20 protein-coding genes are annotated in these 19,547 nt (G+C 62.2%); 12 read left to right on the top strand and 8 right to left on the bottom strand.

The genetic code is table 11. From position 1 onward, the window contains the following. The first annotated feature begins 130 nt into the window (after positions 1-130). A complete protein-coding gene (locus tag NKJ88_RS29510) occupies positions 131-805 on the top strand; it encodes an amino acid ABC transporter permease (RefSeq protein WP_023667812.1) in 675 nt (224 codons plus the stop codon). A 45-nt stretch (positions 806-850) separates the two neighbouring features. Continuing rightward, positions 851-2,122 (top strand): cysteine desulfurase-like protein, encoded by a 1,272-nt coding sequence (locus tag NKJ88_RS29505; RefSeq protein ID WP_023740559.1) that lies wholly within the window; start codon positions 851-853, stop codon positions 2,120-2,122. Positions 2,123-2,129: 7 nt separating this feature from the next. On the opposite strand, the gene NKJ88_RS29500 is transcribed toward NKJ88_RS29505, so the two are convergent. The 3 genes from NKJ88_RS29500 to NKJ88_RS29490 all read right to left on the bottom strand — a co-directional run bounded on the left by NKJ88_RS29500 (position 2,130) and on the right by NKJ88_RS29490 (position 5,655). Beyond that, positions 2,130-4,091 carry a 3-hydroxyacyl-CoA dehydrogenase NAD-binding domain-containing protein gene (locus tag NKJ88_RS29500; protein ID WP_023699851.1) on the bottom strand — a complete coding sequence of 654 codons (1,962 nt, stop codon included), beginning with the start codon at positions 4,089-4,091 and terminating at the stop codon, positions 2,130-2,132. Between the two features lie 224 nt (positions 4,092-4,315). Further along, positions 4,316-5,293 carry a UDP-glucuronic acid decarboxylase family protein gene (locus NKJ88_RS29495; RefSeq protein ID WP_023667815.1) on the bottom strand — a complete coding sequence of 326 codons (978 nt, stop codon included), beginning with the start codon at positions 5,291-5,293 and terminating at the stop codon, positions 4,316-4,318. 179 nt (positions 5,294-5,472) lie between these two features. After that, positions 5,473-5,655: a hypothetical protein gene (locus NKJ88_RS29490; protein WP_023667816.1), complete on the bottom strand. Its 183-nt coding sequence runs from the start codon at positions 5,653-5,655 to the stop codon at positions 5,473-5,475. Between the two features lie 102 nt (positions 5,656-5,757). Here NKJ88_RS29490 and NKJ88_RS29485 point away from each other — a divergent pair, with 102 nt between their 5' ends. After that, complete coding sequence (locus NKJ88_RS29485; protein WP_023686926.1) at positions 5,758-7,038, top strand: nucleotide sugar dehydrogenase; 1,281 nt, start codon at positions 5,758-5,760, stop codon at positions 7,036-7,038. A 31-nt stretch (positions 7,039-7,069) separates the two neighbouring features. Then, positions 7,070-8,089 (top strand): NAD-dependent epimerase, encoded by a 1,020-nt coding sequence (locus NKJ88_RS29480; RefSeq protein ID WP_023834918.1) that lies wholly within the window; start codon positions 7,070-7,072, stop codon positions 8,087-8,089. Positions 8,090-8,159: 70 nt separating this feature from the next. Here the strand turns inward: NKJ88_RS29480 and NKJ88_RS29475 are convergent, their stop codons facing one another. Then, positions 8,160-9,056, bottom strand: a complete 897-nt coding sequence (locus NKJ88_RS29475) for an AraC family transcriptional regulator (RefSeq protein WP_023667819.1) — start codon at positions 9,054-9,056, stop codon at positions 8,160-8,162. A gap of 147 nt (positions 9,057-9,203) precedes the next feature. Here NKJ88_RS29475 and NKJ88_RS29470 point away from each other — a divergent pair, with 147 nt between their 5' ends. Continuing rightward, a complete protein-coding gene (locus tag NKJ88_RS29470) occupies positions 9,204-9,929 on the top strand; it encodes an SDR family oxidoreductase (RefSeq protein WP_023682721.1) in 726 nt (241 codons plus the stop codon). Positions 9,930-10,015: 86 nt separating this feature from the next. Here NKJ88_RS29470 and NKJ88_RS29465 read toward each other — a convergent pair whose 3' ends face one another. The 3 genes from NKJ88_RS29465 to NKJ88_RS29455 all read right to left on the bottom strand — a co-directional run bounded on the left by NKJ88_RS29465 (position 10,016) and on the right by NKJ88_RS29455 (position 12,154). Continuing rightward, entirely contained in the window at positions 10,016-10,246 is a 231-nt protein-coding gene (locus NKJ88_RS29465) for a helix-turn-helix domain-containing protein (RefSeq protein ID WP_023708113.1), read from the bottom strand. 22 nt (positions 10,247-10,268) lie between these two features. After that, positions 10,269-11,015 carry an IclR family transcriptional regulator gene (locus tag NKJ88_RS29460; protein WP_023823575.1) on the bottom strand — a complete coding sequence of 249 codons (747 nt, stop codon included), beginning with the start codon at positions 11,013-11,015 and terminating at the stop codon, positions 10,269-10,271. A gap of 269 nt (positions 11,016-11,284) precedes the next feature. Next, on the bottom strand, positions 11,285-12,154 hold the full coding sequence (locus NKJ88_RS29455; RefSeq protein ID WP_023823574.1) for a helix-turn-helix domain-containing protein: 870 nt from the start codon (positions 12,152-12,154) through the stop codon (positions 11,285-11,287). Positions 12,155-12,246: 92 nt separating this feature from the next. Here NKJ88_RS29455 and NKJ88_RS29450 point away from each other — a divergent pair, with 92 nt between their 5' ends. Next, positions 12,247-13,791: a 4-hydroxyphenylacetate 3-hydroxylase N-terminal domain-containing protein gene (locus NKJ88_RS29450; RefSeq protein WP_023823573.1), complete on the top strand. Its 1,545-nt coding sequence runs from the start codon at positions 12,247-12,249 to the stop codon at positions 13,789-13,791. A gap of 6 nt (positions 13,792-13,797) precedes the next feature. After that, positions 13,798-14,307 carry a flavin reductase gene (locus NKJ88_RS29445; protein ID WP_023667825.1) on the top strand — a complete coding sequence of 170 codons (510 nt, stop codon included), beginning with the start codon at positions 13,798-13,800 and terminating at the stop codon, positions 14,305-14,307. Between the two features lie 10 nt (positions 14,308-14,317). On the opposite strand, the gene hpaR is transcribed toward NKJ88_RS29445, so the two are convergent. Beyond that, positions 14,318-14,713, bottom strand: coding sequence for a homoprotocatechuate degradation operon regulator HpaR (hpaR, locus tag NKJ88_RS29440; RefSeq protein ID WP_023704722.1), 396 nt, complete (start codon positions 14,711-14,713; stop codon positions 14,318-14,320). A gap of 201 nt (positions 14,714-14,914) precedes the next feature. Between hpaR and NKJ88_RS29435 the strand changes: the two genes are divergently transcribed. The 5 genes from NKJ88_RS29435 to hpaH are packed head-to-tail and all read left to right on the top strand — an operon-like array spanning position 14,915 to position 19,533. Further along, entirely contained in the window at positions 14,915-15,301 is a 387-nt protein-coding gene (locus NKJ88_RS29435; protein ID WP_023695203.1) for a 5-carboxymethyl-2-hydroxymuconate Delta-isomerase, read from the top strand. A gap of 11 nt (positions 15,302-15,312) precedes the next feature. Next, positions 15,313-16,830, top strand: coding sequence for a 5-carboxymethyl-2-hydroxymuconate semialdehyde dehydrogenase (hpaE, locus tag NKJ88_RS29430; RefSeq protein ID WP_023823571.1), 1,518 nt, complete (start codon positions 15,313-15,315; stop codon positions 16,828-16,830). A gap of 14 nt (positions 16,831-16,844) precedes the next feature. Further along, a complete protein-coding gene (gene hpaD, locus NKJ88_RS29425; RefSeq protein ID WP_023667829.1) occupies positions 16,845-17,825 on the top strand; it encodes a 3,4-dihydroxyphenylacetate 2,3-dioxygenase in 981 nt (326 codons plus the stop codon). Between the two features lie 29 nt (positions 17,826-17,854). Further along, positions 17,855-18,730 carry a fumarylacetoacetate hydrolase family protein gene (locus tag NKJ88_RS29420; RefSeq protein WP_023823570.1) on the top strand — a complete coding sequence of 292 codons (876 nt, stop codon included), beginning with the start codon at positions 17,855-17,857 and terminating at the stop codon, positions 18,728-18,730. Next, on the top strand, positions 18,727-19,533 hold the full coding sequence (gene hpaH, locus NKJ88_RS29415; protein WP_081726824.1) for a 2-oxo-hept-4-ene-1,7-dioate hydratase: 807 nt from the start codon (positions 18,727-18,729) through the stop codon (positions 19,531-19,533). Before NKJ88_RS29420 ends, hpaH begins: the two co-directional genes overlap by 4 nt. Positions 19,534-19,547: the final 14 nt, after the last annotated feature.

Raw genomic sequence — 19,547 nt, 5'->3', positions numbered from 1 at the left:
TGCCGGCTCCCAGGCCGGCACGATTCATTTCACGCTCCGGCGCCTGCTGCCACACGGATAGCCTCATCGGAGGCAAGGTCGATTGGTTTTAACTTGAGCATCCTTTGCTCTGGGGTTCGGGAACGCTCCCATGTCGCTGATCGACACCTTCTTCAATCCTGACGTGATAATGTCCAGCCTGCCGGCGCTGTTGCGTGGCTTCCTGAACACGCTGCTGCTCGGCATTTTGAGTATCGGCATCGGCATTCCCATCGGCCTGGGGATCAGCCTGTTGCGGCTCTATGCGCCGAAGCCGCTGCGCTGGCTGGCGGTCGGCTACACCGACATCTTCCGCGCCCTGCCGGTGCTGGTGGTGCTGATCCTGATCTATTATGCGCTGCCCTTCCTCGGCATCCGTCTGTCGTCCTGGGCCTCCGCCGTGACGGCGTTCGCCATCATCATGTCGGCCTATTCAGCAGAAGTGTTCCGCTCCGGCATTGAGAGCATTCCGAAAGGCCAATTCGAGGCAGCACAGGCGCTCGGCCTGCCTTTCCTTTTGACCTTGCGCAAGGTGGTGCTGCCGCAGGCGATCCGCGTCGTCATCCCGCCGATGACCAGCAATTGCGTCTCGATGTTCAAGGACACGTCGCTCGCTTCCACCGTTGCGCTGCCTGAACTGTTGAAGGAAGCGACCAACGCGCAGTCGCTCTATGCCAATCCCTCGCCGCTGATCGGCGCCGCTTTGGTCTATCTCATCTTCCTCTGGCCGATGGTCCGCCTCGTCAGCCTGCTCGAAGACCGCTTCAAGACCGAGAAGACGCGCTGACCTCATCAACCGTCCCGCTTCCCAAGCCATTCGCAGGAGATACAGTTGAGCAATTCCCAAGCCGCCGGCGGCTTTCCGGTCGACACCATCCGCGCCATGTTTCCGGCCTTGCAGCGCGCCGGTGATTTCATCTTCATGGACAACGCCGCCGGCGCGCAGATCCCGCAGAGCGTGCTCGACGCGGTGACCAATCACCTGGTCTCGCACAATGTGCAGCGTGGTGGTCGCTATGGGCGCTCGGTCACGGTCGACCAATCGGTTGCGGATGCTCGGACGAGCGTGGCCTTGCTGATCAACGCCTACAGTCCGTCGGAAATCTGCTTCGGCATGAACGCCACCTCGTTCATTCGCCTGGTCAGCCTCGGCATCGGCCAGATGCTGGCCAAGGACACAGAGCGCGACGAGATCGTCATCACCGATATGGACCACGACGCCAACATCGCCACGTGGCTGGCGCTGGAGCCCGCCGGAGCCAAGTTCAAATGGTGGCGCATGCGCGAGGACGGCAACCTGCATGTCGACGACCTCAAGCCGCTGGTTTCCGATCGCACCCGTCTCGTCGCCTGCACGGTGACCGCGCATTCGATCGGCTCGATCGTCGAAGTCGCTTCGGTGGCCGCGATCGCGCATGCGGCCGGCGCCGAAGTGTTCCTTGACTGCGTGCATTACGGACCGCACGGGCTGATCGACGTGCAGGCCTGGGACTGTGATTATCTCGTCTGCTCCGGCTACAAGAATTTCTCGCCGCATATGGGCTTTCTGTGGGGCCGCTTCGAAACGCTGAAGCGGCTGCCGACCTTCCGCGAGGATTTCATCCCCGACGAGCCGCCTTACAAGGTCGAGGCAGGCACCTTCATCTACGAGAACGTCTCGGGCATGGATGCCGCAGTGCAGTACCTGGAACTGATCGGCCGCAATCTGGCGCCCTCCAACAACCGCTCGCGGCGCGACAACATCGTTGCCGGCATGGGCGCCATCCGCGATTACGAAGTGCTCCTGGCGCGTGAGATGCTCGCCGTGCTCAAGGGATGCAATGCCACGATCTACGGCGTCGCCGAGGAAGCCCGCATCAACGAACGCGTGCCGACATTCTGCTTCAACATCGGCAAGCTGTCGCCGCAGCGGATCGTCGAGGAAATGGCTGACATGCAGATCGGCATCCGCGACGGCCATATGTATGCGCCCCGGCTGATGAAGCGTCTCAACCTGTCGATGGACAGCGGCGCCATCCGCGCCTCGCTGGTCCATTACAACACGGTCGACGAGGTCAGGCGTTTCGGCGAGGCACTGCGCGCCGTCATCGCAAGGCTGTCGTAGCTGGTCCTTAAACCTCTCCGGCGCGGAACATCGGCCCGCCCTTGTGGGCCGGGAAGCCATAGCCGTTGATCATCACCAGATCGATGTCGGAGGCACGCGCCGCGATGCCTTCGGCGAGTAATGCCTTGCCCTCGTCGGCCATTGCCGCCAGCAAGCGCGTGACGATCTCATCGGGCGAAAAGCGGCGCGGCACGATGTCCTTGGCCGCCCGAACGGCCTCGATCAGCGCGGCCACTTGCGGGTCGCTCCTGCGCTCGCCGTCGGAATAATCGTACCAGCCGCGCCCGGTCTTGCGGCCGAAGCGGCCGGCCTCGCACAGCCGGTCGGCGATCTCGACATAACGTGCTTGCGGATCGCGCATCGCCGCCTGTCGCTTGCGCCGCGCCCAGGCTATCTCCAGCCCAGCCATGTCGTTGACCGCGAAGATCCCCATCGGGAAGCCCCAGGCCTCCAGCGCGGCATCCACCTCTTCCGGTGCTGCGCCATCCTCCACCATGAACTCCGCCTCGCGGCGGTAGGCCGAATAGAGGCGGTTGCCGATGAAACCCTCGGTAACGCCGCACACGACAGGCAGCTTGCCGAGCTTCCTGACGAACGCGATAGCCGAGGCGAGCACATCGGGCGCCGTCGCCGCGCAATCCACCACTTCGGTGAGCCGCATGACGTTGGCCGGGGAGAAAAAATGCAGGCCGGCGATCCGTTCGGGCCGGGCGGTTGCCGAGGCGATCTCGTCGGGGTTGAGGTAGCTGGTGTTGGTCGCCAGTATGGCGTCGGGGCGGACGATACGATCAAGCTTCCGGAAGAGTTCGGTTTTTACCGCGAGATCGTCGAACACTGCCTCGATGACCAGATCGGCCTGCACCAGCCTGCCGGCGTCACTGGCCGCTTCAAACCGGCTCAGCGCCTCCCTGCGGGCATGATCGGTGAGTCGGCCGGATTGGACCGACTTGTCGAGAAGGCCGGCGATCCGCTCGTATCCTTTTGCCGCGGCGTCGTCGTTCTGCTCGATGCCGATTACGCGATAGCCGGCATTCAAGGCCGAGACCGCGATGCCTGCACCCATCAGGCCGGTTCCGACGATACCGACGGTCTCGACCTTGCGAGGCGTGATACCCTCCAGCCTGTCGACTTTGCTGGCTTGCCTCTCGGCAAAGAAGACGTGGCGCAACGCTGCCGCCTCGCGAGAATCCCGGAGGCGCAGGAAGGTCGCGCGTTCGTGCACAAGACCGTCCTCAAGTCTGGCCGTGGACGCGGCCCGGACCAGTCTCACGGCCTCTGCAGGCGCGATCTGTCCACGGCTGCGGGAAAGCACCTTTCTTGCGGCTGCCGCGTCGGCCTCAGGTTGCGAGCGCGGGACGGAAAGCGCACCCGTGCGCCGCAGCGGTTGGCCAACGAGACGGCGGGCGACATCGAGCGCGCCTTCGGGAAGATCGTCCGCAATGGTATCGATCAGACCGAGAGCGAGAGCTTCGTCGGCATTTGCGGGCCGACCCGTGCCGATCAGGTCAATTGCGGCGACCGTGCCGATGAGGCGGGGCAGGCGTTGGGTTCCGCCGGCCCCGGGCACTAACCCGAGCTTGACCTCGGGCAGGCCGAAGCTGGCCGCCTTGCTGGCCACCCGGTAGTGGCAGGCCAGCGCAATCTCGCAGCCGCCGCCGAGCGCCGCGCCGCCTACTGCCGCGACGATCGGTTTGGCGAAGCTCTCCATCGCTTCGATCACGTCAGGCAGTGTGGGCCCGATAGCGGGCTTGCCGAATTCCTTGATATCGGCGCCACCGATGAAGGTGCGCCCAATGGCGGTCAGCACCACGGCAGACACTTCATCCGACGCCGCACGCCCAAGCGCAGCCATCAGTCCGGCCCTGACATGGAGGGACAGCGCGTTGACCGGCGGATTTTCGATCGTGACGATGAGAACGCCATCGACGATCTTGCCTGTGACACTCTCGGAAAATCGTGCTGTGTTCATGGAGTTTTATTCCGGAACAACGGCAAATCTTCCTCCTCCTTCTGCTCTCCGCCAAATGCCGGTGTCCCGGCTCGGACGGATGAAGCGCCATGGATCTTCAAAATAATTTCAAGCTTAAAATAATTAGAATTCGAAAAACTTCAAGCCTACCGGAGTCGACTGCAAAAGGCGTCGCTACCACGACGGTGATCGGTCAGACTTGACGGTTGCACTGCGGTGCCGGGTCAAGGCGAGTTTGTGGAAACCTTCGGCAGCAGGGCTTTGAAATAGTCGATCGTCTGTTGCAGCCCGGCTTCTAAAGTCACCGTCGGCTCCCAGCCGACAAGCCTTTTGGCAAGGGTGATATCGGGCTGGCGGTGCCGCGGATCGTCTTGCGGAAGATCGCGGTAAATTATATCCGAACCTGATCCGGTCATCTGCGTCGTCAGTTCGGCCAAGCGCCTGATCGTTACTTCCCTTGGATTGCCGATGTTTACTGGACCGGTCACCTCCGGCCCCGTATCCATGAGGCGCAGCATGCCGCTCACCAGGTCGTCGACGTAGCAAAACGACCTTGTCTGTGAGCCGTCGCCGAAAATGGTTATCGGTTCACCACGAAGCGCCTGCACGATGAAATTTGAGACAACCCTGCCGTCTGCCGGGTGCATGCGCGGCCCGAACGTATTGAAAATCCGCGCGACCTTGACCCACAAGCCATGTTGTCGGTGATAGTCGAAGAACAGCGTTTCGGCGCAGCGTTTGCCTTCATCGTAGCATGAGCGCGGCCCGATCGGGTTTACATTGCCCCAGTAACTCTCGGGCTGCGGATGCACAGACGCGTCACCATAGACCTCACTGGTGGAGGCCTGAAAGACTTTGCATTTCAGCCGCTTTGCCAATCCAAGAACATTGATGGCGCCGTGCACGGCGGTCTTGATCGTCTGAACCGGGTCGTACTGGTAGTGAACAGGCGAGGCCGGACACGCCAGGTTGTAAATCTCATCGACTTCGACGTAGAGCGGAAAGGTCACGTCATGGCGCATGAATTCGAAGCGGGGATGCTTGGCCAAATGGTCGATATTGCGCTTTGATCCGGTGAAAAGGTTGTCGACACACAAGATTTCGTCGCCTCGTTCCAACAGGCGGTCAATAAGATGCGAGCCGATAAACCCTGCGCCCCCGGTAACGAGAATGCGTCTGCGGCTGTCATAGAGTCTGGCCAATTTCTGCTCCCAGGCAAATGCTGATCGACCAGATATCGGTCGCCACACGCAGGATACGACGTGTCCGCAGCCAATGCACAAGGACCAAACTGAAATTTCGCAGATCCGCTCGGTGCCGATGCGAATTCCGATCCCGGCATTTGGTTTGATCAGAAGGCACGATTGAGGCCGATAGTGGCCTATGGATTGGCAGCAGAGAATATCAGCCCTGTCGTCAGGGCCGCCGCTGCGTAGATGGCCGGCAGAACCTGACGGTTCACCCCAATCCGCAGCAGAGAGTGGCTCGAAACCCGGTCCTGCTGGATTTTATCCACAACATCGATGGCATCGGCGGATGGCAACATGAAAATGGCAACGACCATTTTTCGTGAGACATTCCTCTTCGCGATAGAGCATCGTTGAATTGGCCAACAGCCTGCCATACAAGCACGTCGGCTCAACAGGTGGCTCGAGGAACCCCACGGATGTCCGAACGCATTGCAGTTATCGGCCTGGGTTATGTCGGCCTGCCGGTAGCCATTGCCTTTGGGAAGGTTTTCCCCGGCACCATAGCTTTTGACATCAGCGAGCGTCGGATCGGGGAATTGCGTGGCGGCGTCGATCGTACGGGGGAAGTTGACGCAACGGCGCTCAAGGAGACCTCGATAGGGCTGACCACCGACCGGGAGATGTTGAAAGGCGCTACTTTCTTCATCGTCGCCGTGCCAACCCCTATCGACGCAAATCGCGCTCCCGATCTAGCTTCTTTGAAACTGGCGTCCGAACTCGTCGGCGAGGCGGTGAGCAAAGGCGCCGTCGTCGTTTTTGAGTCGACAGTCTATCCAGGTGTGACCGAAGATTTCTGTGGGCCGATCATCGAGCAGGTTTCCGGCCTGCGACATCCCCGCGACTTTGCCCTCGGCTATTCGCCCGAACGCGCCAACCCCGGCGATCGGGAACACTCGCTGCAAAAGATCGTCAAAGTAGTCTCCGGCGAGAATAACGAGACGCTGGAGCGCGTCGCGAACGTTTATGGCCGTATCATCGATGCCGGCGTCTACCGCGCCCCGTCGATCAAGGTGGCCGAGGCAGCGAAGGTTATCGAGAACACCCAGCGCGATCTGAACATCGCGCTGATGAACGAACTGGCAATGATCTTCGAGCGGCTCGATATCCGGACGCAGGATGTTCTTGATGCTGCGTCGACGAAATGGAACTTCCTTCCCTTCAAACCGGGGTTCGTCGGCGGCCACTGCATCAGCGTCGATCCATATTATTTGACCGCCAAGGCCGAGGCCGAAGGTTACCATCCGCAGATCATCCTCGCCGGACGTCGCATCAATGACGGCATGGGGGCCTTCGTCGCCCAGCAGGTTGTCAAACGGCTGATTGGTTCTGACACGCCCGTCAAAGGGGCTTCTGTCGGCATTCTCGGGCTGACATTCAAGGAGGACGTGCCGGATTTGCGCAACAGCCGCGTTTTCGACATGGTCAAGGAACTAAGGCAGTTCGGAATTGTCCCCAAAGTCCATGATCCCCTTGCCGATGTCGAAACCGCTCGGCGTGATCACGGCGAAACAATCCTGCCGCTCGATGAGATAAACGATTTGCAGGCGCTTGTTCTGGCGGTGCCTCACAGGCAATATCTCACCAACGAAAGAGCGCGTCTTTTTCAAATGATCAGGCCGGGGGGGACACTGTTCGATGTCAAGTCGGCCATCAAGCCCAATGAAGTTCCCGACAACATAAAATACTGGAGCTTGTAAAGCTCGCCTGAAATTAACGCTAGGATATGCAGTGACATCAAGCAGGCCGATACTGATCACCGGCGCAGCCGGGTTCATAGGGTTTCATCTTTGCCTGAGGCTGCTTGCCGAAGGACGCCAGGTTATCGGCCTCGACTCCATGAACGAGTATTATGACGTCAGCCTGAAGCAGGCTCGTCTCGAGCGGCTGAAAGCGTTTTCGAATTTTTGTTTCGAGCATGCCGATCTCACGGAGCGGGACCGTATTTCGGAGCTCTTCCTCTCGGCCGCGCCGGAGGTTGTCGTCAATCTCGCGGCGCAAGCCGGCGTACGCTATTCGATCAGCAATCCGCACGCCTATGTGGAAAGCAACCTCAGCGGCTTTGTCAACATCCTGGAAGGATGCCGGCAGGCCTCCGTCGGCCATCTGGTCTATGCATCGTCGAGTTCGATTTATGGCGGCAGCACCCGCATGCCGTTTTCCGTGCACGATCCGGCGGACCATCCGCTCAGCCTTTACGCCGCAAGCAAGAAGGCGAACGAGCTGATGGCGCACACATACAGCCATCTGTTTCGACTGCCGACCACCGGGCTGCGTTTTTTCACCGTCTATGGTCCGTGGGGGCGGCCGGACATGGCGCTGTTCATCTTCGCCAAGGCTATCCTCGCCGGCGAGCCGATCGAGGTCTTCAACTATGGCAACATGCAGCGGGATTTCACCTATATCGACGACATTGTCGAAGGTATTATCCGCGTCATGCAGCAACCCGCGACACCCAATCCTGAGTGGAAAAGTGTCGCGCCAGACCCAGCGACCAGCAACGCCCCGTTCAGGATTCACAACATCGGCGGCAATTCGCCCGTTCAACTGAACCGATTGATCGAGGTGCTCGAAGACGCGCTGGGACGCAAGGCAAACCGCAACCTCAGGCCACTTCAGCCAGGCGACGTTCCGGCAACTTTCGCCAATGTCAGCTCGCTCGAGGAGGCGACCGGCTTCAAGCCCAAAATCCCGATCGAAATAGGGGTTCCGCGCTTTGTCGAATGGTACCGGGAGTTCTACCGAGCATGATCGGACGCTTCGCCACTTGGAGGCGGCTGGCTCCTGACCAGCCATGGCTGGCGCATGCCGCTCGGAAAACTCAATAAGCCGCAGCCGAACTGGGTGTTGCCTGAAGGCGGTCAATATCTTTCCGGGGCGGCGCACCGAACAGGCGACGATATTCTCGGCTGAACTGCGAAGGGCTGTCATAGCCCACCGCGAACCCGGCCGTGCCTGCGTTTGCGCCGCCGGCAAGCATAATCCTTCGCGCCTCCTGCAGGCGCAGCTGCTTCTGGTATTCGAGCGGGGTCATGCGCGTAATCGCCTTGAAATGGGCATGAAGGGACGACGCGCTCATGCCTGATGCCGCCGCAATCTCTTCGATGCGCAGTTGTGCCTGGAAATGATTGCGGATCGTGGCGATGGCGCGGCTGACCTGGTTCAGGTGGCTGTCCACCGACGCCATCTGGCGAAGCGTGTCACCGTGCGGTCCGGTGAGGAGCCGGTAAAGGATTTCGCGTTCGATCAGCGGCGCCAGCACGGTGACGCTCTCGGGGCGATCGAGCAGCCTGACAAGCCGACAGGCGGCATCAATCAGGTCGGGGTCACTTGGATAGGCAGCTAACACCGGCAGATCCCTGCTGGGGGATGCACGTCCTTCTTTCACAAGCAGTTCGGCCAGCGCGGTGGAATCAAAATCTATCTTGCAACAGAGGTAGGGCGCCGCCGGGCTCGCCTCCAACACATGCCCGACCAGCGGCAGGTCGACCGAGACGAGCAGGTAGCTCGATGCGTCATAGACCACGCTCTGGTCGGCCAGCGAGACGCGCTTCGATCCTTGGGCGATTATGCAAAGCGACGCCTCGTAGACCGCAGGCACGGGTGCACTGGGCTGGTTGGCGCGAATGAGCGACAGCCGCGGCACCGCAGTGCCGGCCATGCCAGATTTCGGCGCAAAGCGGGTGATCAGCTCGGCGAGTTCATTGATTTTCTCCATGCCGCATAAATCTTCATGGCGCGAAATGTTGCAAGGCATTTCGAGTTCATTTGGAGGATCGTGCAAACTCTTTGGACGATCACGCTACCGGCCTTTGCCAGTTCGCGCCATCTATCTCCCCGTCACCGCAGCGAAAAAGGAACGATCATGACGGGACTTAAAGACAAGGTTGTACTCATCACCGGCGCCTCCAGCGGCATCGGCGAAGCGACGGTTCGGGAACTTGCCGGTGCCGGCGCCAGACTGTTCATCGGGGCCCGCCGCACCGAGCGGCTCAAGGCGCTGGCCGCAGAAATAGGCAAAGGCGTCGCGTGGCGCGAACTCGACGTGACTGACGCGGCGAATTTCGACGCCTTTGCCGATGCCGCTCATGCCGAATTCGGGCAGATCGATGTGCTGGTCAACAATGCCGGCGTCATGCCGCTGTCGCCGCTTGCCGCGCTGAAGCGCGATGAGTGGTCTCGCATGATCAATGTCAACATCGGCGGCGTGCTGAACGGGATCGCCGCGGTGCTGCCGCGCTTCGTCGCCCAGAAGAATGGGCATATCGTCAATGTCGCCTCGGTCGGCGCGCATATCGTGCTGCCCACCGCGGCGGTCTATTGCGGCACGAAATATGCCGTCTGGGCAATCACGGAGGGGCTGCGGCAGGAGCATGACGACATCCGCGCCACGATCATCTCCCCCGGAGTGACCGCAACCGAACTGGGCGACGATATCAGCGATCCTCAGGTCGCCACGGCTCTGAAAGAATGGCGGCAGAAGTCGCTCACACCGGACGCCATTGCACGGGCGATCCGTTTTGCGCTTGATCAACCCGATGGCGTCGACGTCAACGAAGTGATCGTGCGGCCAACCGCTGCCAATATGTAGAACTTGCTGCCGGATGCCGGCTTTCGGCGAGCTACGGCGCTCTCCAAGATCCGGCAAACGGCCCACCCCTTAATGCACCACCGCCCTCAGCCTCTGGCGCAACTCCCGCGGGCCACATCGTACCGGCTCTCGAATGCGCGCGAAAAATGCGCACTCGAATTGAACCCGCAGGCAAAGGCGATTTCCGAGATCGTGGGCGACGCGCGGGCGGGCGACAACAATTCTTCCTTGCTGCGCTCCAGCCGCCTGTCCCAGACGAAGCGTTCCGGTCTCGCGGCAAGGCCGGTGCGCCGCTGGGAACTTAACCCGCTAATCATCTCCCCTGCGACGGTAGAGATGTCAGGCTTCGCCGGCCAGGCGCGCTGAAATCAGCCGCGCCGCCTGGATCACCGCTTCGCCTTGGCTGGCTGCCATGCTGTCATCGGCGCGTGACACAGGCGAGGCCACCGCGAGCGCACCGAGAGGACGCCCATCGGAGCCGAGGATTGCCGCGGCTATGCTGTGCACGCCTTCTTCATAGCCTTGGGAGCTCGAGGAATAGCCGCGCTTGGCGGCAAGCCGGATCGCCTTCATCAGCCTGTCGGGCTGCGTCACCGTGTGTGGCGTGAAGGTCGGCAACGGCTTGTCGACATAGGCCTCGGCCGCTTCCCGAGGCGAAGCGGCGAGAAAGGCGATGCCGGAGGCGGTGCCGTGCAAGGGCAGCACCTGGCCGACATCGACATTGACCCGGTTGGCCTTTGCCGACAACTCGACATTGACCGTCAGCAGTGCGCCGGCGCTGAATTCCGACAGATGCACCGTCTCGCCGGTTTCCAGCGCCAGCTCGCGAACCACAGGTGCTGCCACGCGCACGAAGGGAAAATGCGCGTCGCGAAAGCGGGCCAGCCGCGACAGGCCGGCGCCGAGCCGGTAGCGGCGGCTTGCCGGCTCCTGTTCGATCAAGCGGTGGTCGGCCAGCGCCATCAGCAGGCGCCGCGCCGTCGCCTTGTCGAGGCCGGTTTTGCGGGCGAGCTCGGACAGGCCGATCTCCGGTTCGCCGAGCGTGAACTGCTCCAACAGCGATATCGCCTTGCCGACTGTGCTCATCGTGCATCCTCAAGATACTTCGCATGGGACGGAAGCCAATCCACCTTGCAGTCCGCTCATAGCACATAAAATGGTGGTTCAAATAACGAACCGTTTGGAAGCGACGAAAAAACACCAGCAAGTTTCGCGGCGACATCATCTCGATGCGCCGCGCCGTGCGCGGGGTGATGCTGCGCGGCAACACCTATCAACAGGTGGATCAACTCGGCGGCGCCGTGCCTGGCCGGCGTGTCGGCCCAAACCGCCTGATCCTGGCCGGCGCCGAAGCTTCAACTCTGCCCCAGCTGCGCGCGGCGCCAGGCGGCGGGAGCCTGGCCAACCCGCTCCCGGAAGAAGCGTGAGAAATAGGCCGGATCTTCGAAGCCGATTTCGTAGGCGATGTCCTCGACGGTGCGCACGGTGAACAGCAGCAAGCGCTTGGCCTCCAGCGACCGTCGCTCGCCGATGAGTCGCTTGACGCCGCTGCCAAGCACCGTATGGGCGGCCTTGTCGAGAAGATGCGGTGTCGTGGCCAGCGCCTCGACGTAGCGGTCGACGGGCCAGTTGTCGCGGAAATGCGCATCGACCAGACAGCGCAAGCCGCGCGCCAATGCAGCATCGGAAGAACCGGTGGCATCCTTCACCTCGGGACCAAGGCGCGCGATGTGGGAGAGCGCGACGGCAATCAGCGCCGGCAGGGTCTTGTCACTCCCGGCCTGCGCCTCGGCATATTCCGTGGCGAGCATCTCCAGCACCGCCGCAAGCCTTTTCCACGCGACGTGCTGAGGAAGGCTATCGGCAAAGACCGGCCGGTCCAATGGCAGCAGGCTGTGAGCGGCTATTGCCGCAAGCGCATCATCGGCGACCGAAACGACGATGGCGTCGGTGCCGGGCCCGATCGAGAAGCCATGCACGATGGTGCTCGGCACGAAGCTGACGGCCGGTGCCGAAAAGTCCCAGGATTGGTCTTCGATGCGGTAGGTGCCGGAGCCGCTGGTCCAGTAGGTGATCTGGCCCATTTGCGGATGCTTGTGCGCGGCAACCTGGCCGAGATGTATGTTGCTGCGCGCAAGCACCGTCTCGACATGCAGGAAGCCGACATCAAGCGGCCGCACCGGCTCGCCATAGACAAAGAAATCAGGAATGGAATTGAGGCTCATAGCGCCGGAAAAAGTCCAATCGGTTTTGCCGTTACGTCCTAACCGATCCTTGCCAGGAGCGCTAGAGTTGATGCCATAAGTGGAGGAACATCATGCGATCGGAAGACTTTCGTGCCGACAATGGGCGCCCGTTCACCGGGGCCGAGTATCTGGAGAGCCTGCGCGACGGCCGCGAGGTCTACATCAACGGCGAGCTCATTGCCGAGGTCACCACCCATCCGGCGATGCGCAATTCGGCGCGGTCGCTGGCGCGCCTCTATGATGCGCTGCACGATCCCAAGCGGCGGGGCACGCTGACCTCGCCGACCGATACTGGTTCGGGCGGCTACACGCACAAATATTTCCGCGTCGCCAAATCCTCCGGCGAACTCGCGGCCCAGCAGACCGCGATCGCCGAGTGGTCACGCATGTCCTATGGCTGGATGGGCCGCACGCCCGATTACAAGGCGGCACTGATGAACACGCTCGGCGCCAATGCCGACTGGTACGGCCCGTTCAAGGACAATGCGCTCGCCTGGCACAAGCGTGCGCAGGAAGCCGTGCTGTTCATGAACCACGCCATCGTCAACCCGCCGATCGACCGCCACAAGCCGGCCGAACAGGTGAAGGATGTCTTCGTCCACATCACCAAGGAGACCGACGCCGGCATCTATGTCTCCGGCGCCAAGGTGGTGGCGACGTCCTCGGCGCTGACCCACTACAATTTCCTGGCGCAGAGTTCGGCGACGGTCACCGAAGATCCGTCGCTGTCGGTCATGTTCATCGTGCCGATGAATGCGCCGGGGGTAAAGATGTTCTGCCGCGTCTCCTATGAGCAGACGGCCAACACGGCGGCGGCTCCGTTCGACTATCCGTTGTCGTCGCGCTTCGACGAGAACGATGCCATCCTGGTGCTCGACAATGTCTTCATCCCCTGGGAGGACGTGCTGGTGCTGCGCGAGGCGCAGAAAATCCTGTCCTTCCATCCGGCTTCGGGCTTCATGCATGGCTATTGCTTCCAGGGCTGCACACGCTTTGCCGTCAAGCTCGACTTCCTCGCCGGCCTGCTGGCAAAGGCGCTGCGCGCCACCGGCGGCGATGCCTTCCGCGGCAACCAGGCGGCGCTGGGCGAGGTCATCGCGCTCAGGCACATGTTCTGGAGCTTTTCCAACGCCATGGCCTACAATCCGATCCCCTGGGCGAATGGCGCTGTCCTGCCCAACCTGGAAGCAGCCCTTGCCTACCGGACTTTCATGTCGGAAGCCTATCCGCGCGTCATCGACACGGTGCGCCGGGTGATCGCCTCCGGCTTGATCTACCTGCCGTCATCGGTGCGCGACTTCAACAATCCCGAGATCGACAAATACCTCGCGCAGTATGTGCGCGGTTCCAACGACATGGGCCATGTCGAGCGCATCAAGATCATGAAACTGTTGTGGGACGCGACCGGCACCGAGTTCGGCGGCCGCCACGCGCTCTACGAACTCAACTATGCCGGTGCGCCGGAAGAGGTGCGGCTGCAGGTGCTGAAGGGCGCCGAACGCGGCGGCCGGCTGAAGGCCATGGAAGAACTGGTCGATACCTGCATGGCCGACTATGACGAGAATGGCTGGACGGGAGATACCTGGCTCAATCCGCTCGCTTCATCGGCGGGGTGATGTCAGATGGCCACGCAGATTTCGAAGGCCGATTTCCGCGACGCCATGGCAAGGGTCTGCGCGCCGGTCAACATCGTCACGACAGATGGCCCGGCCGGGCGCGGCGGCTTCACCGCCACCGCCATGTGCAGTGTGTCGGACGAACCTCCGACACTGCTGGTGTGCATGAACGGCCGCTCGACGCAGGCGGCCATGTTTCTCGCCAACCGGCGCTTCTGCGTCAACGTGCTGACGCATGACCATATGCACCTGGCCGGCAAGTTCGCCGGCGCGACCAGGGACATGGAGGCACGCTATTCGGCGGCGCGCTGGCAAACGCTGACCTCGGGGACGCCAGCGCTGTCCGATGCGATCGTCAATTTCGATTGCGAGATCGAGGATGTGCACATCGTCGGCACGCATAATGTCATGATCGGCCGCGTTATCGACGTCAGGCACGGCAGCGGCGGCTCGGCCTTGCTCTATGTCGACCGCAATTACACGCAGCCGACGCGGCTTGGCAGCTTTGGCGGCTGAGCCGCAGCAATCAGCTCTCGCCGGCGATCAGGCTCTCCAGCAGATCGAGCAATTGCTCGAGCCTCTCATGTCCGAAGCGCTGTTCGATGTCGCGGTAGATGACGAGGCGTTCCGGCGACAAGGCATCGATCAGGGCGGAACCCGCCGGGGCGATCGTCAGCACGACACGGCGGCCATCGCCTTCCGCCTTGTTGCGGGTGATGAATTTTCGGCCCTCGAGCGTCTTGATGATGCGTGTCAGGCTGGGCGGCAGCACCGAAGCGCGATCGGCAAGTTCCGTCGCCTCGACAGGGCCGGCCTCGCTCAGAACGCGCAGCACGCGCCATTGCTGTTCGGTCACATCATGCGCCGCCAGCATTGGACGAAACCGCGCCATCACCACTTCGCGGGCATGGAGCAGCGCCATCGGCAGAGAACGACGGGTGTTTTCAGGCAGCAAGAAGCAGCGTCCCCAATGATGCGGGCGGTCGGCGGGACCGCACGCCAAAACCTGACCTTTCCATCCCGTATCGTCGCCTCAACTTGGATGCAAGGCTTGACTTCAGTGATGCTGCATGTAATTAACGCGTTAACTACAGCAGTGGAACAATACGGGGAGCGAGACGCGGTGCCTCACTTTTCCATCGAGTATTCGGCCAACCTCGATGCCAAGGTCGACATGAGCGAATTGTGCGCGCTGGTGTTGCGCACCGTGCTCGGCACCGGGCTGTTTGAAACCGGCGCGGTGCGGGTGCGGGCCTTCCGCGCGGAGGCCTATGCGATCGCCGACAGCTTACCGGAAAACGCCTTTCTCGACATGTCGTTTCGCATTGGAACCGGCCGCAGTGCCGAGGACAAGAGACGAACCGGGGAGGCGGTCTTCTCCGCCGTGAGCGAATACCTCGCCCCCCTGTTCGAGACCCCGCATTTCGCTCTTTCCCTGGAGATCAGGGAAATCGATCCGGTCCTGAGCTGGAAGAAAAATGCAATCCACCCGCGACTGCGCGGCAAGTGACGGAAGCTGATATGTCCGACCTCGAAGGCAATCTGAAAAAGGCCGAGGCCTATCTGGCCTGTTTCAAGCGCGACGGCGTGCTGAACCAGATCGGCGGCGAAGCGGTGCCGGCGGTGGATGGCTCGACCTTCGAGGCCATGTCGCCGGTCGATCTCAAGCCGCTGGCCAAGGTCGCGCGTGGCAGCGCCGCCGATATCGACCGCGCCGCCAAGGCGGCAAAGGCGGCGTTCCCGGCCTGGGCCGCCATGCCGGGCGACGGGCGCAAGAAGCTGCTGCACAAGATAGCCGATGCGATCGAAGCGCGCGCCGAGGAGATCGCCTTCGTCGAGTGCATGGACACCGGCCAGGCGCTGAAATTCATGGCCAAGGCCGCGCTGCGCGGCGCCGAGAATTTCCGCTTCTTCGCCGACCGCGCGCCGGAAGCGCGCGACGGCGAGACGCTGCGCACGACAGGCCAGGTCAACATCACCACGCGCGTGCCGATCGGCCCGGTCGGCATCATCACGCCGTGGAACACGCCGTTCATGCTGTCGACATGGAAGATCGCGCCGGCGCTGGCGGCAGGCTGCACCGTCGTCCACAAGCCGGCCGAATTTTCGCCGCTGACCGCTCGCCTGCTGGTCGAGATCGCCGAGGAGGCCGGCCTGCCGAAAGGCGTGTGGAACCTGGTCAACGGCCTCGGCGAGCACGCCGGCAAGGCGCTGACCGAGCACCCTGACATCAAGGCGATCGGTTTTGTCGGTGAGAGCCGCACCGGCTCGATGATCATGAAACAGGGCGCCGATACGCTGAAGCGCGTGCATTTCGAACTGGGCGGGAAGAACCCGGTGATCGTCTTCGCCGACGCCGATCTCGAACGTGCGGCGGATGCGGCCGTGTTCATGATCTACTCGCTCAACGGCGAACGCTGCACCTCATCGTCGCGGCTTCTGGTCGAAGCCTCGGTCTACGACACATTCACGGATCTGGTTGCGGAGAAGGCAAAGCGCATCAAGGTTGGCCATCCGCTCGATCCCAAAACGGTGGTTGGTCCGCTGATCCATCCGGTGCACGAGGAAAAGGTGCTTTCCTATATCGAGATCGGCAAATCGGAAGGCGCGGTGGTAGCCGCCGGCGGCGGCAAGTTCGCCGGTCCGGGCGGTGGCTGCTATGTCAGCCCGACGCTGTTTACCGGCGCCACCAACAGGATGCGCATTGCCCAGGAAGAGATTTTCGGGCCGGTGCTGACCGCCATTTCCTTCAAGGACGAGGCCGAAGCGCTGGCGCTGGCCAACGACACCCAATACGGCCTGACCGGCTATCTCTGGACGTCGGATGTTACCCGCGCCTTCCGCTTCACCGATGCGCTGGACGCCGGCATGATCTGGGTCAATTCGGAGAATGTGCGGCATTTGCCGACGCCGTTTGGCGGCGTCAAGAATTCCGGCATCGGCCGCGACGGCGGCGACCATTCCTTCGATTTCTACATGGAGACGAAGAACATCGCCTTCGCCACTTCAGCGCACGCGATCCAGAAACTCGGCGGCTGACCGGAGGACATCGGATGCCACTGCCCAAACCAAACCTCTATCCCGCCTTCAACATCGTGCGCCTCAGCCATGTCGAACTGGCGGTCACCGACCTTGCGAAATCCCGCGCCTTCTATGTCGACACGCTCGGCCTGCAGGTTACCGACGAGACATCGGAAGCCATCTATCTAAGGGCGTTGGAAGAGCGCGGACACCACTGCATCGTGCTGAAGAAGGCCGGCAGCGCCGAAGCCCGCGATCTCGGCTTCAAGGTTTTTTCGGATGAGGATCTCGACAAGGCCGAGCATTTCTTCAAGGCAAAAGGCCTGCCGGTCGAGTGGGTCGAGCGACCGTACCAGTCGCGCACCTTCCGCACCCGCGACCCGCACGGCATTCCGCTCGAGTTCTTTGCCCAAATGGAAAGGCTGCCGCCGATTCATCAGAAATATGCGCTCTACAAGGGCGTGAAGCCGCTGCGCATCGACCACTTCAACTGCTTCTCGCCCAATGTCGACGAGTCCGTCGCCTTCTACAACGAGCTTGGCTTCCGCGTCACCGAATACACCGAGGATGCCAGTAGCGGAAAGCTGTGGGCGGCCTGGACGCACCGCAAGGGCGGTGTCCACGACATCGCCTTCACCAACGGTGTGGGTCCGCGCCTGCATCACGTCGCCTTCTGGGTGCCGACACCGCTCAACATCATCGACCTGCTCGATCTGATGGCGACGACCGGTTACCTCGCAAACATCGAGCGCGGCCCAGGCCGGCATGGCATTTCCAACGCCTTCTTCCTTTATGTCCGCGACCCGGACAATCACCGCATCGAGATCTATTGCTCGGACTACCAGACGGTCGATCCGGATCTGGAGCCGATCAAATGGGACCTCAAGGACCCGCAGCGCCAGACGCTATGGGGCGCGCCGGCGCCGAAAAGCTGGTTCGAGGAGGGCAGCACCTTTGCCGGCGCGGCCGCACGCCAACCGGATTTGACGGCGTCGCCGATCATCGCACCGTGACCACAGACGCGAACCTGACGGAGACCGGGATGACTGCACATGGGCGGCTCGCCACCTTCACCGTCGGCGGCAAGACGCGCTATGGCGTGGTCACAGATAAGGGCGTCGTCGACCTGTCGGCGCGGCACAGCCAGTGGCCGACGCTGCGCGAAGTGATCGAGGCCGGCGTGCTACGGCGGCTGGCGGAAGAGGCCGAAGCCTACGCCGTCGATTTTCCAGTCGGCGCCATCGCTTATGAAATCCCTGTGCCGTCGCCGGAAAAGATCATCTGCGTCGGCGTCAACTACCCGGACCGCAACGAAGAGTACAAGGACGGCCAGGCCGCGCCTTCCAACCCGTCGCTGTTCATCCGCTTCCCCCGCTCCTTCGTCGGCCACGACGCGCCGCTGGTGCGGCCGCCGGAATCGCCCCAGCTGGACTATGAGGGCGAGATCGTCATCGTCATCGGCAAGGGTGGACGACGCATCGCCGAGAGGGATGCGCTTGACCATATCGCGGCACTATCCCTGTGCAACGAAGGCACCATTCGCGATTGGGTACGGCACGCCAAGTTCAACGTCACGCAGGGCAAGAATTTCGACCGCACCGGCTCGCTCGGTCCGTGGCTGGTGCCCTTCACCGACGAGGCGCAGATTGCCGACATCGCGCTGACCACCCGCGTCAATGGCGAATTGCGCCAGCAGGACCGCACCAGCCGGATGATCTTCTCGTTCCGCAAGATCATCGCCTATGTCTCCACCTTCACCACGCTGGTGCCAGGCGATATCATCGTCACCGGTACGCCGACCGGCGCCGGCGCCCGCTTCGACCCGCCGATCTGGCTGAAGCCGGGCGACGTGATCGAAGTCGAAGCCGACGGCATCGGCGTGCTCCGCAACGGCGTCGTCGACGAGGTAGCATCGTGACCCCCGAGCAAGTTGAAGATGCCGCGGCAAGGCTGTTCGAAGCCGAGCGTTCGCGCCGCCAGATCCGTCTGCTCAGCCTCGACTTTCCCGAGGCAACGATGGAGGACGCCTATCGCGTCCAGGCAGCGCTGGTGAAACGCAAGACCGATGCCGGGCTGACCCCGAAGGGCTGGAAGATCGGCCTGACATCGAGGGCGATGCAATATGCGCTCGCAATCGACACGCCGGATTCGGGCGTGCTGTTCGACGACATGTTCTTCAACGACGGCGCGACGATACCCGTCGGCCGCTTCATTCAGCCGCGCGTCGAGGCCGAGATAGCCTTCGTCATGAAGGCCCCGCTGAGGGGCCCAGGCGTGACCATCTTCGACGTGCTCAACGCCACCGATTATATCACGCCGGCGCTCGAAATCCTCGACACGCGCATCGAACGCGTCAATGCCGAGACAAAGAAGGCGCGCACTTTCTTCGATACGATTTCCGACAACGCCGCCAATGCCGGCATTGTCATCGGCGGCCGGCCGCAACGACCCGATGAAGTCGATATGCGCTGGATCGGCGCCATCGTCTCGCGCAATGCGGAGGTCGAGGAGACCGGGCTTGGCGCCGGCGTGCTCAACCATCCCGCGATGGGCATTGCCTGGCTGGCGGACAGGCTCGCCCGCTACGGCATGTCCATCGCGGCCGGCGAGGTGGTGCTGTCCGGATCGTTCGTGCGCCCGGTCGAGGCGCGGCCCGGCGATACGATCGTCGCCGACTTCGGCAGCTCGGGAACGGTCAGCATCCATTTCGCCAAGAGCTGATGGCTCTCATCGGC

Origin of the sequence: Mesorhizobium sp. M0016 (assembly GCF_040324035.1) — a bacterium.
Classification (GTDB): Bacteria; Pseudomonadota; Alphaproteobacteria; order Rhizobiales; family Rhizobiaceae; genus Mesorhizobium.
This window is presented reverse-complemented; position numbering and strand designations above follow the sequence as displayed.